Below are 14,796 nucleotides of genomic sequence, written 5' to 3'. Positions count from 1 at the left end.
ACGTGCCCGGAGGAGTGACCGCTTGCTGCCGCGCCCCCGTCCCCATTCCCCTCCCCCTCGCCCTCGCCCTTTCCCTGCCCGCCCGTCCGCGCCGCCGACGCCCCCGCGCAGGGGCGGGTGACCGCGGGTGGGACACGCTGACACGCTCATCGCCATGGGCGGGGCCTTCCTCGCCGCCGCCGTCCTCGCCCGGCTGGGCCGCAGCATCGGCCTGCCGACCATTCCGCTCTTCATCCTCGCCGGGATGCTGCTCGGCCCGCACACCCCCGGCTTCGTCCTCGTCGACGACCCGCACCAGCTGGAGATGCTCACCGCCCTCGGCCTGGTGCTGCTGCTCTTCTACCTCGGCCTCGAATTCCACCTGGACGATCTCAAGACCGGTGGCCGGAAGATGGCCCTCGCCGGCAGCGTCTATCTGGCGCTGAACGTCAGCGCGGGCTTCGGTTTCGGCCTCGTACTCGGCTGGGGCTTCTCGGAGGCCCTGGTCCTCGCGGGCGTGCTGGGCATCTCGTCCTCCGCCATCGTCACCAAGATCCTTGTCGACCTCGGCCGGATCGGGAATCCGGAGTCCAAGCCGATCCTCGGCATCATCGTCGTCGAGGACATCTTCCTGGCCCTCTACCTCGCCGCGCTCCAGCCGGTCATCGCCGGCGCCGACAGCGTGGGCTCGGCCGTGTTCCAGGCGGGCAAGGCGTTCGCGTTCCTGCTGCTGCTGGCGGTGGCGGCCCGCTGGGGCAGCAAGCTCATCGGGCGGCTGATCGCCACCAAGGACGACGAGCTGCTCGTGATCTCCTTCCTCGGTGCGGTGGTGCTGGTCGCCGGGATCTCGGAGGAATTCGGAGTCGCGGACGCCATCGGGGCGTTCATGGTCGGCCTGATGCTGGGAAACACCACCTCCGGCGACCGCATCAGGGAGCTCGTCCACCCGCTGCGGGACGCGTTCGGGGCCATCTTCTTCTTCGGCTTCGGCCTGTCCATCGACCCGGGTGACCTGGCGAGCGTCGTATGGCCGGTGCTGATCGCGGCGGTGCTCACCGTGGGGATGAACGTGGCCGCCGGACTGTTCGCCGCCCGGATCTACGGCTTCGGCGCCCGGCCCGCCGCGAACATCGCGACGACGCTGCTGGCCAGAGGTGAGTTCGCCCTCATCCTCGCCACGATGGCGGCCAATGCCGGGCTGGACGCCCGCCTCGGGCCGTTCATCGCCGGGTACGTGCTGATCCTGGCCGTACTCGCACCCCTGGCGGCGGGGCGCTCCGGATGGCTCGCCCGCGCCCTGCCGGCAGCCACCCTCACCCGCACCTGACGGGGGCCGGGCAGGGCACCCCGCCGAATTTCCGCAGCCGGTCGACGGAATGGTCACGTTCAGCGTGGAATCGTGGTCATTCCGTCGACTGATCGGAAGCCCGCTTGCGGCGCAGCCGGTCCATCTCGCGCCACTCCGGCCTCAGCCCGGTGAGATTCGTCGTCAGGAAGTACACGACCCCGCCCACCACCAGGGCCGGTGCCAGCCCGAAGGAGGCGACCACCGCACCGGCGAGCAGACCGCCGAAGGGGATACCCGCCCAGGCCATGGAGTCGCCGAGCGCCTGTACCCGGCCCAGCAGGTGGCGCGGCACCCGTTCGAAGACGATCGCGCCCAGAATCGGATTGAGGAAGCCGGCGCCGAACCCATCGAGGGCGAACACCGCCAGCACCGCCCACATCGGCGCGTCGGTGGCCAGAATCAGGAACCGCGGCGCCCCGGCGAGCAGGAAGCCGGTGAAGAACACCACCCGCCGGCGCATCCGGTGCGCCACCCAAGCGGCGATCAGGCTCGCCACCACGGCCATGATTCCCGACACGCCTGCGGCCAGCCCGACCGCCGACGGCCCCCGTCCGGACTCCCGCGCCCACACCGGCAGCAGCACCGTCGTGAACCCGGCCGCCAGCATGTTGGTGACGCCGATCATCACGGCGAGGGCGAACAGCAGCGGGTCGCCGCGCAGGAAGGCGAAGCCCTCGCCGAGGCGCCGCCAGTAGCCGGGGCCGGCGGCGCCCTCACCGGGCGAAGCTCCCTTGCCGGAGCCGGGCTTGCGGAACTTGCCGGGCTTGCCGGGTTCCGCCGGTCCGCCCATGCCGTGCGGCAGCACCACCGCGATGATCAGCGAGCCCAGCGCGAAGCACACGGCGTTGACGACGAGTCCCGTCATCGGACCGAGCAGCGCCACCAGCGCACCACCCGCCGCAGGACCAGCCGTCGCCCCGAGCCGCTCGGTCGTCCCGGACAGCCCGGCCGCCCGCTCAAGACCCACGCGGCTGCGTTCGGCGGCCTCCGGGATCATCACCTCCTTCGCCAGGTCGCCGGGCCCGCGCGCCGTACCCACCACCGCGACGAGCACGAGCAGCAGCCAGAACGACAGCAGGTCCAGCGCGTGCAGCAGCGGAACGAGGGCGGCGGCGCACGCGCTCACCAGGTCGGTGCTCCAGGAGAAGACCCGGGGACCAGTCCAGTCCACCAGAGGCCCGATGAACGCCTTGGCCAGCACATAGGGCGCCATCTCGCAGAAGGCCACCGCCCCTGTCTGTGTGGTGCTGCCCGTGGTGACCAGGACGAACCACGGCAGCGCGATCGCCGAGACGCGAGTGCCCGTCACGGCGACGCCCAGGGCCGCGAGCAGCCCGGCCAACGGCCGCAGGCTCCGCTTCTGCGGTGTCGTCACGAGGTGTGGGGCGGCGGCTCTATACCCGGTTCGGGCATCACGTGCAGATTCACCGTGACGCGCTCGGCGTACTCGGGGGCCGCTCCGGCAGCTGCGGCATGTGCGGTGTCCGCGCCCTCCGCGGCGGCGTTCTCCGGGGCATCGGGCCGGTAGCGGCGGACGACCGCGGTCAGCTCCGCCCCCAGCGCCTCCGCCTCCTCGGGGGTGAGCCGCAGCGAGTAGCTGCTGAGGTCCACGACCTGCTGCCAGGCGTGGGGCATCGTCGCGAACTCGCCCAGCACCCGCTGCGTCTGCATCGTGTCCATGGCCACGATGGACTGGAAGTACGTCATCGCGGCTTCGGGCTCCTCCCGTGCCAGTTCGTTGCGGAACCACGTCGTCCGGTGCCGGGAGCGCCACCAGCGCTCCCGAGCGTTCCCGCGCTCCGTGTCCTCCTCGACGAACTCCGCCGCGCCGAGCTGCCGCAGGTGGTAGCTGGCGGTACCGGAGTTGACGCCGAGCCGCTCGGCGAGCCGGGTGGCGGTCGACGGCCCGTGCTTCCGCAGCAGACCCAGCAGCTGTACGCGCACCGGGTGCGCCAGAGCCCGGAGTCCCCTGGCGTCCAGCACCACATCGGTCTCGGGGTCCGGCCGCCCCTTGGGCCCGGTCGGTTCAGCTGGTTCAGCTGGTTCAGCTGGCGCGACTTGGCCAGGCTGGCCCGCCTGGTCAGTGGGCTCGATCGGTTCACTCATGCACGCACCCTAAACCGCAAAGAACTCTTTGCGAAGGCCCCTTCGCGAAGAACTCTTGGTGGTCCCGCCGTCCAGCCTTCTCCTCCGTCCGGTACGACCCACGCCCGCCGTGCGTCCGCGGCATACGCTGACCCGATGATGTTCACCACCCGCACGGCCGGCACGCGCAGCGCACGGACCGGCGTACTCGCCGCGGCCCTGGTCACGCTGCTCCTGGCCGGGTGCGGCGGCGAATCCGCAGAGGGGAGCGGGGAGGGCGGCGACGGGAAGGGCGGCAACGACGGCGACGCGTCCGAGCAGCCTGTGAAGCCCGCGCCGGTCGTCACCCCCGGCCCCACCAGCTCCCCCGTGCCGGAGGGCAAGGGCAGCGCGCTGGCCGATGACATGAATGGCGACGGCTACCCCGACCTGCACATACAAGTGCCGGAGTTCCGCACGGCGTACATCCTGGGCTCGAAGGAGGGCCTCGACCCGGACACCCGGATCGTCACCGACGCAGGGACGGCCAACAGCCAGTCCCCCGGCGAGACCGCCGATCTGGACAGTGACGGCTACCCCGAGACCCTCAGCATCATCCCGGACGACACCGAGGTGAAAGGTCCGGACGGCATCATCCGCGCCAGCCGCACCCTGGCGTACCTCCACTGGGGTGCCGCCCAGGGGCCGCGCACGGAGGCCGGGCCGACCCTGTTGCAGTTGCCGCCGGGCCACGGGCCCCTGGGCCTCAGCGACACACGCCCCGCCGTCGGCGACTTCGACGGCGACGGCAACCCCGATGTGGCGGCCGTGGGGCTCGGCGGCGAGGAACTGCTCCTGATGTACGGCCCCTTCAGCCGCGACGGCGCGCCGGCCCGCACCGGCACCCGTACGGTGGAAACCGGCGGCTGGGGAGACCTGATCACCGACGGCATCGACGCCGAGGCCAAGCGGCCGACCGGCCTGCTGATCCGGCGCGGTGACGACGGCGAGCAGGCGGGCAACACGCTGTTCGCCGCCGGTCCCGGCGGGCTTCCGGAGAAGGGCCGGGAGGTACGCCGGGGCAGCGCGTCCGCATTCGGCGACTTCGACGGCGACGGCACGCGGGACGTGGCCATCGGCGACAACGGCAGCCGCAACAACGAGCCGGGCTACGAGACGGAGGCGCCGGACGTCGATCAGTCCCTCACCGTCTACTACGGCGGCACCTCCGGCACCTCGCGCAACACGCAGCACATCAAGATCCCGCACCTCGCCGGCGAGCTGGTCGCCGCCGACACCGACGGTGACGGCCGCTCGGAACTGGCCGTCAACCAGAGCGCGTCCGAAGACGGCACGCCCAGCGGCAGCGAACTGCTCACCGTCAGCCGCTCGAAGATCGAGAAGCGCGTCAGCCTCACCCGGAGCGTCCCCGCGCGCGTCGACGGCGAGAAGGTCACCAAGAGCAGTCGCGTCGCCCAGTTGTTCGATGCTGCCGACTTCAACGGCGACGGCAAGGAGGAGCTCGTCCTGAAATGGCGGGCGAGAGCCTCCTCCAACGGGCCAGACGACAAGCACGAGGGCCGCTGGTGGATCACCAACGGCACACAGGACCTGGTCGTCTTCTCCAGCAGGCCTTACGCCGGCGCCGGAGACGGCCCGCAACCCACCACCCCACCGCCGTCCTCGTAACGCACCCCGCAACGCACGCCCAGAGACGATCGCCCCAGCGGCGATCGGCCAGCCGCAATCCGGCTGGCCACACCCCCATGGTGGTGCGGGCACCACCGGGGCCCCTTAGGGGATGTCACAGGTCAGCGGCGATGCCAGGCCATTCTTGACGGCCGCCGCACCGAAGCCCGCCGGACGCGGTACGTTCGATGAGTGGCTGGATTCAGGATCGGACGCGGACGGGACTCCCGGAACGCGCGGCAGCATGGGCAGCGCCCCCCGCAGGGCGCTCCGCCCGGACCTCCGCAGGGGCAGGGGCCCGGGCAGGGGCCGTACGGGCGAGGGCCGGGACCAGGCCCCGGGCAGGGGCCCGGACCGGGCAGAGGACCGGGGCCGGGCCCAGGACCGTACGGCCCGGGGCAACCGCAGCCCCAGCCGCCGTACGGCCAGCAGGGCTGGCCCCCCGCGGGCAACGGGCCGGGCGGCCCAGGCGGCGGCCAGTACGACGAACCGGAGTACTTCGGCGATCCGTACGCCCCCCAGGGCGGCGGCAGGGCGGACCCGTACTCCAACAACGCGGGCCATACCCAGGCGTTCAGCATCCACGATCCGTACGCGCCCCAGGGCGACGGTTACGGGGACGGCTACTCCGACGGCGCCGTGTACACCACAGGCGACGGCCCCGGCCCGCCCCCGGGCCCCCGGCTGCACTGGAAGGACCTGCTGCGCGGCATAGTCCTGCGCCCCAACCCCACCTTCCTGCAGATGCGCGACTACCCCGTCTGGGGCCCGGCGCTCGTCACCACCTTCCTCTACGGGCTGCTCGCGGTCTTCGGGCTCGACGACTCCCGCGAAACCGTCCTCGACGCCACCCTCACCAGCGCCCTCCAGTACGTCATCGCCGCAGGCATCGCGATCACGGTGATGGGCGTCATCCTCGGAGCGGTCACCCACACGCTGGCGCGGCAGTTCGGCGGAAACGGCCTGTGGGCGCCGACGATCGGCCTCTCGATGCTGATCATGTCCCTCAGCGACACCCCCCGCCTGATCTTCGCGATGTTCCTGGGCGGCACGGCCCCGCTGGTGCAGGTGCTGGGCTGGATGACCTGGCTCGGTGCGGGCGCGCTGTTCACGCTCATGGTCAGCCGCTCGCACGAGCTGCCGTGGCAGAAGGCGCTGGGTGCCTCGGCGATCCAGCTGCTCGCGCTGCTCTTCCTGGTCAAGCTGGGCACGCTGTAGCGCGCACGCGGTCACGCAGTCGGCACACGTCCGGGCCCCGCTGTCAGTCACGGCGGGGCCCGGACGCGTCAGTGCTGCCCTCGCGCGGCGTTCACCCGATCTGGCGAACCACCGCCCTCCGGTGTCAGGTGAACCGCTGACTCTTCGACCCGTCACACGTCTGGAGCCGCAGCGGCTCCCGCGCACCGGCCAGAGTCAGGCACAGTCCGCTCGCCTCGGCCGGGCGCAGCGTGTCGCCGTCCCGTGCGAAGCGCTGGTTCGCCGCCCCGTGGCAGTCCCACAGCACCAGCTCGGCGCCCGCCTCGTACGCGCCCTCCGGCACGTCGACACACCGGTCGTGCGTCAGCTCCGAGTAGATCTGGCCGCTCTGCGTGTCGTGCCACCAGCCCTGATTCCGCTCACCGTGGCACTCCCAGCCGCGCAGGGCGGTGCCGTTGCGGCTGCTCGCGCCGTCCGCGTCCACGCAGCTGCCGGTCGCGGCGTTGCGCAAGGGGGCGAAGACGTCATCCCACGCGAGCTCGTACAGCTGCGGTGCCCCCTTGCCCGCCGGGTCGGCGCAGGACGCCTCGCGCGCGTCCGACTCGTAGATCCGGGTCAGGCATTCGGCGAAGGCGCCATGGCCCCGCACATTGGGGTGGAAGGACTGCCGGACCGAGTTCTCGTCCGGCGGGAAGGGGTTGGTGAGGTCGACGTACAGCCCCCGCGCAAAGGTGTTCTCCATGCACACCTCATGGCCGTGGAAGAGGCGGGAGGCGTCCAGGTAGGTCACGCCCGTGCGCTGCGCGACCGTACGCATGCCGCTCTCGAACGTGGGCACGGCCGAGTCGCGCGCCCAGCCCGCGTCGCTGGTGTAGCCGGTGCAGCCGCCGAGGAGCTTCCCGGGGTAGCGCGGGTTGTCCTCGACATCGGGCCCGAGCGGGCTCGGATAGCTCATGACGGTCAGCTCGTAGTCGCCGTCGGCGTAACCGGCGTCGCGCATCACGGTCTTGAGGTCCCGCACCGTCTGCTCGACCTTGGGGACCAGACCGTCGATGCGGTCCTGCCAGCCCGGCTGGTACTTGGGCTCGCAGGCTCCCTGGAGGGTGAACCACCGGACCACACAGTCCGTGATCACCGGCCCGAACTGCAGGTCGTCATTCGCCCCGGCGACCAGCACGATCTGCTTCAGCCGGGTGTTCCGCGCCTGGATCGCCAGGCTGTCGCTCTGCACCAGCTCATCGGCGTACTGCGGGGTGCCGCCGATCCGGATGTTCTGCGTGGAGGCCCCGGAACAGGCGACGTTGACCGTCAGATCGGCGTCGATGCCCGTACGGTGGATCGCCGCGTCGGGCGAACGGTGACACCAGTTGTCGGGCCCGTCCGTGCCGGGCTCGTAGGTGCCGACACCCTCGCCGGAGATCTCGCTGTCCCCGAGGGAGATGAGCGAGGTCTTGCGCTCGGCCGCCGGACGCTGCGCGGCGTCCCCGTACAACTCGACCGCCTGCTCCGCGCGCAGCTTCTCCAACTCGGGCGACAGCGGCTGCACGGCACGCACCGGCGCCTTCCCCTTCGCTCCCTGCTCCGCCGGGTCGGGGGCAGCGACTGCTCCGGGTGCGCTGAGCAGTCCACCTCCGCCCAGTGCCAACACCAGCGCCGTCAACGTCGCTGTCACAGGTCTCGCACGTGCCATGAGTGACTCCCTCGGGGCGGACAGTTACCGTTACCCGCGGTTCTACTCAGAAGTAGGGGCAGTGGGAAGCCCCCAGAAGGGTGTCTGTCCGCCGGAGAGTGCACACGCCGTGGCCCGAACGGGCAGCCTCACCCGCTCGCCAGGCAACCAGTACGCCAAGCGGCACGTACCCCCGCGCTCGAGCCCTGGCTCAACTCAAGGGCCGGCCTCAGCCGACCTCGACATACTCCGCCCGCCACTGCGGCGACGGCTCCGAACCCATACTCGTCCAGTACTCCCGCCCGCTCACCACCACGCCACCACGCACCGTCCAGAACGCGGCGGCGCGGAACACACCGAAGTCGACGTGCGGCACCTCGACTTCGGAGACGACGTTCTCGCCGTCCGCGAGGATCCTGAGCACCCGGATCGACCAGCCCTGCGGATACTCGCTGTTCACCGCGACGAAATTCGCCCGGCCGGATATCCGCTCGGCGGAGATGGGCCACTCGACGACGACATCCGCCGCCATCAGCTCCCCGACACCCGCCCAGTCACGCGCCTCGATCCGTGCCCACAACGCCTCTATTACTTCCTTCGGCTCCATGCCGCACAGCGTGCCATGCGCCACTGACAACGGGGACCCGCGCGGACCCTGCCTCAGGCGTCCAGAACCTGCCCGGCACGACGGACCACGGGCGGCGCGACGGACCACGGGAAGTTGATCCACTGGTCGGTACGCTTCCACACGTACTCGCAGTTGACCTCCGAGTGCGGCTTCTCGTATATCACCGCACTGCGGACCTCGGCGACATGCTCGGCGCAGAAGTCGTGCACCAGCTTGAGCGTCCTGCCGGTGTCCGCCACATCGTCGGCGACCAGGACCTTCTTACGGCTGAGATCCACCACGTTGGGCACCGGCGGGAGCATGACCGGCATCTCCAGCGTCGCGCCCACACCGGTGTAGAACTCGACGTTCATCACATGAAGGTTCTTCACATCGAGCGCGTAGCCGAGCCCGCCCGCGACGAACAGGCCGCCGCGCGCGATCGAGAGGATGATGTCCGGCTCGAAGCCATCGTCCGCGACGGTCTGCGCCAGCTCCCGGACGGCCTGCCCGAAGAGGGGATACGTCAGGTTCTCGCGCTCTTCGCTCATCGCTGCCTCATCACCCTGCACGGGACTCACATCTGCGAACGGTGGAAATTCAGGTACGAGCGCGACGGCGTCGGCCCGCGCTGGCCCTGATAGCGGGAACCGTAGCGGTCCGAGCCGTAGGGGAACTCGGCCGCCGACGACAGCCGGAACAGACACAGCTGGCCGATCTTCATCCCCGGCCACAGCTTCATCGGCAGCGTGGCGACGTTCGACAGTTCGAGCGTCACATGGCCGGAGAAGCCCGGATCGATGAAGCCCGCCGTGGAGTGCGTCAGCAGCCCCAGCCGCCCGAGGCTGGACTTGCCCTCCAGCCGGGACGCCATGTCGTCGGGCAGGCTGATCACCTCGTACGTCGAGGCCAGCACGAACTCCCCGGGATGCAGGATGAACGGCTCGTCCTCACCCTTCGTCTCGATCGGCCGGGTCAGATCCGGCTGCTCGACGGCGGGGTCGATGTGCGGATAGCGGTGGTTCTCGAACACGCGGAAGTAGCGGTCCAGCCGCACATCGATGCTCGACGGCTGCACCATCGCCGGATCGTAGGGGTCGATCCGCACCCGGCCGGAATCGATCTCGGCCCGGATGTCCTTGTCAGAGAGAAGCACGGCCCGAGACTACGCGCAGTGTGCGGGCCCGACCCAATCGGATCGCGCCCGCCTCACCCGCCGCTACTTCTCCGCAGCCCCGCGCTCCCCGCTGCGCCCCGCACCGCGCACCTCCACGGGCACCGGCACCGCCTGCCGCAACCGGGCACACTGCGGACACCGCAGCAACCGGCCGGGGCCGATCCGGTCGGCGCCGAGGTTCTGCATCGGGAACGTCGAGGTGCTGAACTCGTGCCCTTCGGCACACCGGACGACCGTGGTCTCCATCGCTTACCTCTCCCCAAGTACGTGAACGACAAAAGCCACGTTAGGGGATGACTCACCCACCACCGCACCCGGCATCCCGCGCGCCACCGTACGCTCCGCCCCGCTTACCCCGGCACCCGCCCACGCACCCCCCGAACAGCACAAAGACCCCTGCGCCTGTGCGCCAGGGGTCCGCGATGGGGTACAGTGTCCGGCGAAGAGCAGCTACCAGGCGGCTCCTCTCGCGGGCGTAGTTTAATGGTAGAACATGAGCTTCCCAAGCTTATAGCGCGAGTTCGATTCTCGTCGCCCGCTCCACCCCGAACCCCCAGGTCAGCGACCTGGGGGTTGCTTGTTGCCCAGACCTCTCTAGGCCCCGGCGCGGACCATGGTGTCCTTGAGCGTGGCCCGCTCTGGGTGGCGAGGGTGTGTCCGGTGTGACGAAGGGCGTAGGGCCGGAAGCACGATGAACCGCTTCCCCGCGAGCGCGGGGCCCATAGCGTCCGCGAGCGCGTCCATCTGGGCCATGGTGGCGATGGGCCGTTCAAAGGGCGGATTCCTTCCCGGCGCCTCTGCCCGACACGGGTTGCGACGGATCAACTCGTCATCGGCCGCCGTTGGCGAGTTGGTGTGCGCCCGTGGGACTCCGGAGGATTTGCCCCCACGCCTCTGGCATGCTGCGCCCATGACTGGTGACACAGATCAGGACCCTGAGAAGCGCCGTGCCCACCTGATCCGGGTCTTCACGGCTCTGGGCGCGGCGGATCCGGCGGGCTGGGCCGACTCCGAAATGGACGAAGACATTGCGCAGCTGGCCCGTTTCCTGCTCCTGCGCGGCGTCCGGCAGGCGGTGGTGCGGTGGGAACAGCCCAGCGCCGTGGAGCAGTTGCTCGCCGATCCGCAGAGCCCCGATGCGCTGGCACAGTTCGAGGCTGCGGGCATCGAGCCACGGACTTTGGCACTCTTCGCCAGTCGAGTCGCCCATGCCACCGCCTTCGACCTGGCTTATCGGTTGGCGGACTCCAACTTCGTCGACCACGATCCGGAGGATCCCGACGGATACCCGCCCATGGAGCTTCGCGACGAACTTCCCGGCTGGTGCCTGGTGGAGTCCACACCGACTGGTGAACACACCGGCCGCCATGTCGACAGCCTGCACGAGGACATCGGCGGGCACTGGGAGGACTTCACCGCAGAGTTCGAACCGCAGCGGGGCGTGTAGGAGTCCCGAACACGAACGCTCTCAAACCACAGGTCTTGACAATTGCTCGTCTGCGAGCGGTGAGAGCCGCAGCAACCGAACTCATCCAGCATTCGCGTCCGCACGTGCCCATGCCGTGCCCGTAGGGTCGGACAACCACGGTCAACGGCGGGTTGTTGAGATCACCCGCAGCGCGGTGTCAGAGCGCGTTAACGCAGTTCAGGGCACTAACAGCCGCCCCAAGCACCGTGATTCCCAAGCTTATAGCGCGAGTTCGATTCTCGTCGCCCGCTCCACCCGAGGGCCCAGGTCGCAGACCTGGGCCTTGCTCATGGTCTAGACCCCTCACCGATCACCACACCCTCCGAGTCCCCCGACTCGCGGCGGAGAACCGTTGATACAGAGGCTCGTCACCGTTTCGGTCAGCGACAGATCAGGGACGACTCCCGCAATCGAAGTCCTGGTGACGTGATGCCCGTAATACCGGAGGGGTTCAGGCGCCGGTTATGCCTGCAAAGCGGCAAGCCCGTGGGCCGGCACGAATGACACCCGCAATCCGCTGCTCATGTGAGTGGACCGCCGGGCAGCGTCCATGATCCATCGCTCCCTGTCGCGGATGGTCAGGAACGGCCCGGGGCGGCAAGGACGGACTACCGCTTGACGCGTCCGCGGACAGCAAGTGCAGCGAGGCCGAACAGTACGGGCTCAGTCAGGCGGCAAGCCATCTCGGTGTAGATGCCGGTGGTGGTGAGGTCCTGTCCAGAGGACCGAAAGACAACCGAGTTGACCACAATCCGCAGGGACTTCTCCCATCGCTCTGATGTGAGTCGGGTGCGCAGCGGCCCGGAAGGGTTCACCGGGGCGGCGTTGTCGGTCGTTAGTGAGATGTCCTGCTCGGTCAGGTGCCCGGTCGTTGCAGGCTTCGGGACGTCTTTGGGTATGCCCCAGAGCATCATGGCCAGGACGGTGACAGCCATGGCTCCCAGGAGACAGGCCAGGGCGCGGGAGGCACGTAGGCCGTAGCCGGATACGGCCCAGTACAGAGTGAGCAGCGTGCGCTCGGCGCGCGGACGCTCGCCGTCGTGGCGGCGCATTTCCATCTCGCCGTAGTAGAAGTCCGCTGCATCTGGTTCGTTCTTGCCGTCCTCGAAGGACTTACGCAACTGTCGATATACAGGCGCGAGAGCGGATGGCTGTGCTGTCGTGCCGCCGGCCGGCTCGGGTGTCCAGTTGATGGCGCCGGTGGCAGCGCGCCAGTGGTGTTCTTCAGCAAGGGTGCGGCGCGGTGTCCAGCGGACCGGGAAGATGCCGCGCCGGTGCAGCCCGAAGGGGGCGGCAGCGAACGTGCAGCGGCCTTCCAGGCGGAGCTGATCCAGGTGGAACGCACCGGTGAACCGGCAGGCGGACAGGTCGACATCCCTCAGCACCAGATGCGCTGTGTCTATACCGCTCACGGAGGCCACTTGCACGCGCGGGTCACGCTCGGCCAGGGCCGATTCATCGACAGGTCGAAGGACGCCGTCGAAGCCGGTTGCGCGGGCGGCGACGCTGACCGGGTACTCGATGACGGCGTCGCTGAGGTCCACGGTCGTGTAGCGCAGGCGCAGCGCGGCGGTGGATTCCCAGCGAGTCCTGACACACGTACAGTGATCCGTCGCGGCTTCAATCGTCACTGGGGCCCCGAACCGTGCCCCTGACAGATCCAGGTGTCTGCAAACCAGTGGGCCCACTTGGGACGTGATTTCGAAGGTTGCCCCGTCGAATCCGACGTGGGACGACCTCGCGTCGGTAAATTCGGTTTCTGCTCGGAACCTGGCCTCTTTGAACCAGCCGGATTCGGAGAACCTCGCCGAGATGAACTGGGCACTGCCGGAGAACGTCACTCCATGGAAATGAGCGCGTAAGAACGTCACCATGTTGAACTCGGCTTTGTCGGAGAACGTGGCATGCGTGAACTCGGCATGCCCGGTGAACTTCGCTGCACCGAATCCGGCGATCTTGGAGAACGCCACATCCCAAAACCAGGCGGTACTGGAGAAGATCGCAAGCTCGAACGTGACGTAGGAGTGAAATTTCGCCGCCTTGAAGTCTGCGTCTTTGGAGAATTTTGCTGCTTTGAACCAGGCGTGGCCGAAGAAAGCTGCCCCGCCGAAACACACGTAGGCATGAAACTCTGCCAGACCGAAATCAGTGTCGCAGAATGACGCGTCCCGAAAATCAGCGATTCCGATGAATGTCACGCCACGGAATTCGGCGTCTCCATCGAACGTCGCGCCACAAAACCGGGCGTCAGCGTCGAAGGTCGCACCACGGAACCGGGCGTGGCCGATGCGGGGCTGTTCGTCGGCAGGGTCTCGGACGGCGTCGATCAGTTCGCGCAGCAGGTCGCCGGCGAAGAGGGTGCCGCAGTGATCGAGATCTGCTCCGGGGGCCAGGCCGGCCAGGTAGGCTTCGCGGTCGGCGTCCGCCAAGTGGGCCAGGCAGGTGTTGTGCGGGTCGACTGCGCGACCGCGGCAGCCCACCGGGTCGTCAGGGCCAGCTCCCACGGCGCAGTGTGGCCAGTGCGGAGGGACTGAGTCCGGCGAGGTCGAGGTCACCAGGAAAAGAGATCAAGCCGGAGGCCGAGTTGCAAGGGGCCAGTTCAGTCGCCTGCCCGCAATTGCTTCCTCTGGCCCTGCTGGAGTGGGACGCCGGGAACGCGGAGGAGGCACGCGACCTCTTCAAGCAGACCATCGAGACCGGCCAATGGGGCATCGTCCTGGCTGCGTCGTGGAACCTGGCCGTGATCGAGGTGGGGGCCGGGGACCTGGAGGAGGCCCGTAGGCTGCTCCAGCAGGCCGCCGAGGCCGACGGCCCATCCAAGCAGAGGGCCGATGTGCTCATGTACTGGGCCGACGTGGAACGCGATGCCGGAAACCACGAACGAGCCCGCGAGCTCTACGAACAAGTCCTTCATGTCAAGTAACTAGTGGCTCGTGTTCATCCTGAAGGAGCAGGTCACGGGGCTGGCGTGGGTGGGTGATGTCGTGCTCGCGCTGGTGGTCGGCGGCTGTCTGGTGTGAAGATCGTCGGTCAACGGGCGATCTCGCGCTGGTTGAGGATTATCAGCGCTCGCACCAGCCGGGCGGCCCACTTCACGTCGAGCCGGATCCTGGTCCGCACGCGCCAGTTTCTTCAAGTGCGCGAATGCGTCATCACGCCGAGCGTCCTCGTACGCCGGTTGCCCAGAGCCACCGCAGCGTCGATCAACTCCCGGACACAACCGCAACCTTGATCGCCATCGACTCTCCTCCCAGGACCACCACCTGGCGGCACGTCTGTAGCCGTGCTTACAAGGCGTGAAGCATCGATCCAAGAGCGCGAAGCCGCGTTCCACCGCAGTCCCTTGCGGGCGCGAAGTTCGCCGAGGAAGCTGCGGAGAATCTCTCCGAGCGGGCAGCCGGGGCGCTGTGGCAATCGGCCGGGACGTCGTGCCACTACATGCCACTCACAGCGGTAGACCACGGTCATCGGCTGCTGTTCTTCCTACCTCCGAACATGCCGCGGAAAGAGGGTTCCCGCAGATCAGACCCCCTGTGAGTGATCAAGTGCCGCTTGATTCCCAAGCTTATAGCGCGAGTTCGGTTCTCGTCGCCCGCTC

At 68.9% G+C, this 14,796-nt stretch carries 13 protein-coding genes, 1 tRNA gene and 1 pseudogene; 6 read left to right on the top strand and 9 right to left on the bottom strand.

Going from position 1 to position 14,796, the window contains the following annotated elements; translation table 11 throughout:
- Window positions 1-154: 154 nt before the first annotated feature.
- Window positions 155-1,306, top strand: coding sequence for a cation:proton antiporter (locus tag LHJ74_RS06985; protein WP_260217355.1), 1,152 nt, complete (start codon window positions 155-157; stop codon window positions 1,304-1,306).
- A gap of 76 nt (window positions 1,307-1,382) precedes the next feature.
- Here the strand turns inward: LHJ74_RS06985 and LHJ74_RS06980 are convergent, their stop codons facing one another.
- Both LHJ74_RS06980 and LHJ74_RS06975 read right to left on the bottom strand, forming a co-directional pair.
- Entirely contained in the window at window positions 1,383-2,702 is a 1,320-nt protein-coding gene (locus LHJ74_RS06980) for an MFS transporter (RefSeq protein WP_260216671.1), read from the bottom strand.
- Window positions 2,699-3,433: an ArsR/SmtB family transcription factor gene (locus tag LHJ74_RS06975; protein WP_260216670.1), complete on the bottom strand. Its 735-nt coding sequence runs from the start codon at window positions 3,431-3,433 to the stop codon at window positions 2,699-2,701. Before LHJ74_RS06975 ends, LHJ74_RS06980 begins: the two co-directional genes overlap by 4 nt.
- A 135-nt stretch (window positions 3,434-3,568) precedes the next feature.
- On the opposite strand from LHJ74_RS06975, the gene LHJ74_RS06970 reads away from it, so the two are divergent.
- Together LHJ74_RS06970 and LHJ74_RS06965 are read left to right on the top strand one after the other, a co-directional pair.
- On the top strand, window positions 3,569-5,080 hold the full coding sequence (locus LHJ74_RS06970; RefSeq protein WP_260216669.1) for an FG-GAP repeat domain-containing protein: 1,512 nt from the start codon (window positions 3,569-3,571) through the stop codon (window positions 5,078-5,080).
- Window positions 5,081-5,272: 192 nt separating this feature from the next.
- Window positions 5,273-6,298, top strand: coding sequence for a Yip1 family protein (locus LHJ74_RS06965; protein ID WP_260216668.1), 1,026 nt, complete (start codon window positions 5,273-5,275; stop codon window positions 6,296-6,298).
- Between the two features lie 124 nt (window positions 6,299-6,422).
- Here LHJ74_RS06965 and LHJ74_RS06960 read toward each other — a convergent pair whose 3' ends face one another.
- From LHJ74_RS06960 to LHJ74_RS06940, 5 genes are all read right to left on the bottom strand, one after another.
- On the bottom strand, window positions 6,423-7,967 hold the full coding sequence (locus tag LHJ74_RS06960; RefSeq protein ID WP_260216667.1) for a ricin-type beta-trefoil lectin domain protein: 1,545 nt from the start codon (window positions 7,965-7,967) through the stop codon (window positions 6,423-6,425).
- A 208-nt stretch (window positions 7,968-8,175) separates the two neighbouring features.
- Window positions 8,176-8,553, bottom strand: a complete 378-nt coding sequence (locus tag LHJ74_RS06955) for a nuclear transport factor 2 family protein (protein WP_260216666.1) — start codon at window positions 8,551-8,553, stop codon at window positions 8,176-8,178.
- A 53-nt stretch (window positions 8,554-8,606) separates the two neighbouring features.
- Window positions 8,607-9,104, bottom strand: coding sequence for a phosphoribosyltransferase (locus LHJ74_RS06950; RefSeq protein WP_260216665.1), 498 nt, complete (start codon window positions 9,102-9,104; stop codon window positions 8,607-8,609).
- A 26-nt stretch (window positions 9,105-9,130) separates the two neighbouring features.
- The gene (gene dcd, locus LHJ74_RS06945) at window positions 9,131-9,709 is read right to left on the bottom strand and encodes a dCTP deaminase (RefSeq protein ID WP_260216664.1); all 579 of its coding nucleotides are present in this window, start codon (window positions 9,707-9,709) and stop codon (window positions 9,131-9,133) included.
- 63 nt (window positions 9,710-9,772) lie between these two features.
- On the bottom strand, window positions 9,773-9,976 hold the full coding sequence (locus LHJ74_RS06940) for a hypothetical protein (RefSeq protein ID WP_260216663.1): 204 nt from the start codon (window positions 9,974-9,976) through the stop codon (window positions 9,773-9,775).
- Between the two features lie 223 nt (window positions 9,977-10,199).
- On the opposite strand from LHJ74_RS06940, the gene LHJ74_RS06935 reads away from it, so the two are divergent.
- Window positions 10,200-10,273: transfer RNA gene (locus LHJ74_RS06935), tRNA-Gly, on the top strand.
- A gap of 171 nt (window positions 10,274-10,444) precedes the next feature.
- On the opposite strand, the pseudogene LHJ74_RS06930 reads toward LHJ74_RS06935, so the two are convergent.
- Window positions 10,445-10,573: pseudogene (locus tag LHJ74_RS06930) on the bottom strand (tyrosine-type recombinase/integrase); the annotation flags it as partial.
- 67 nt (window positions 10,574-10,640) lie between these two features.
- Here LHJ74_RS06930 and LHJ74_RS06925 point away from each other — a divergent pair.
- Entirely contained in the window at window positions 10,641-11,177 is a 537-nt protein-coding gene (locus LHJ74_RS06925; protein WP_260216662.1) for a hypothetical protein, read from the top strand.
- 629 nt (window positions 11,178-11,806) lie between these two features.
- Here LHJ74_RS06925 and LHJ74_RS06920 read toward each other — a convergent pair.
- Complete coding sequence (locus LHJ74_RS06920) at window positions 11,807-13,627, bottom strand: pentapeptide repeat-containing protein (RefSeq protein WP_260216661.1); 1,821 nt, start codon at window positions 13,625-13,627, stop codon at window positions 11,807-11,809.
- 188 nt (window positions 13,628-13,815) lie between these two features.
- Here LHJ74_RS06920 and LHJ74_RS06915 point away from each other — a divergent pair, with 188 nt between their 5' ends.
- Window positions 13,816-14,121: a tetratricopeptide repeat protein gene (locus tag LHJ74_RS06915; RefSeq protein WP_260216660.1), complete on the top strand. Its 306-nt coding sequence runs from the start codon at window positions 13,816-13,818 to the stop codon at window positions 14,119-14,121.
- Window positions 14,122-14,796 lie beyond the last annotated feature (675 nt).

Source organism: Streptomyces gossypii, assembly GCF_025165795.1.
Taxonomy (GTDB): Bacteria; Actinomycetota; Actinomycetes; order Streptomycetales; family Streptomycetaceae; genus Streptomyces; species Streptomyces gossypii.
The sequence above is the reverse complement of the archived record's forward strand: the minus strand, read 5'-3'. Positions and strand labels throughout refer to the sequence as shown.

Excerpts from the sequence above, each read along its gene's own strand:
- LHJ74_RS06960 (WP_260216667.1), bottom strand. The coding sequence starts at position 7,967 with ATGGCACGTGCGAGACCTGTGACAGCGACGTTGACGGCGCTGGTGTTG.
- LHJ74_RS06970 (WP_260216669.1), top strand. The coding sequence starts at position 3,569 with ATGATGTTCACCACCCGCACGGCCGGCACGCGCAGCGCACGGACCGGC.
- LHJ74_RS06925 (WP_260216662.1), top strand. The coding sequence starts at position 10,641 with ATGACTGGTGACACAGATCAGGACCCTGAGAAGCGCCGTGCCCACCTG.
- LHJ74_RS06985 (WP_260217355.1), top strand. The coding sequence starts at position 155 with ATGGGCGGGGCCTTCCTCGCCGCCGCCGTCCTCGCCCGGCTGGGCCGC.
- LHJ74_RS06950 (WP_260216665.1), bottom strand. The coding sequence starts at position 9,104 with ATGAGCGAAGAGCGCGAGAACCTGACGTATCCCCTCTTCGGGCAGGCC.
- LHJ74_RS06940 (WP_260216663.1), bottom strand. The coding sequence starts at position 9,976 with ATGGAGACCACGGTCGTCCGGTGTGCCGAAGGGCACGAGTTCAGCACC.
- LHJ74_RS06955 (WP_260216666.1), bottom strand. The coding sequence starts at position 8,553 with ATGGAGCCGAAGGAAGTAATAGAGGCGTTGTGGGCACGGATCGAGGCG.
- LHJ74_RS06975 (WP_260216670.1), bottom strand. The coding sequence starts at position 3,433 with ATGAGTGAACCGATCGAGCCCACTGACCAGGCGGGCCAGCCTGGCCAA.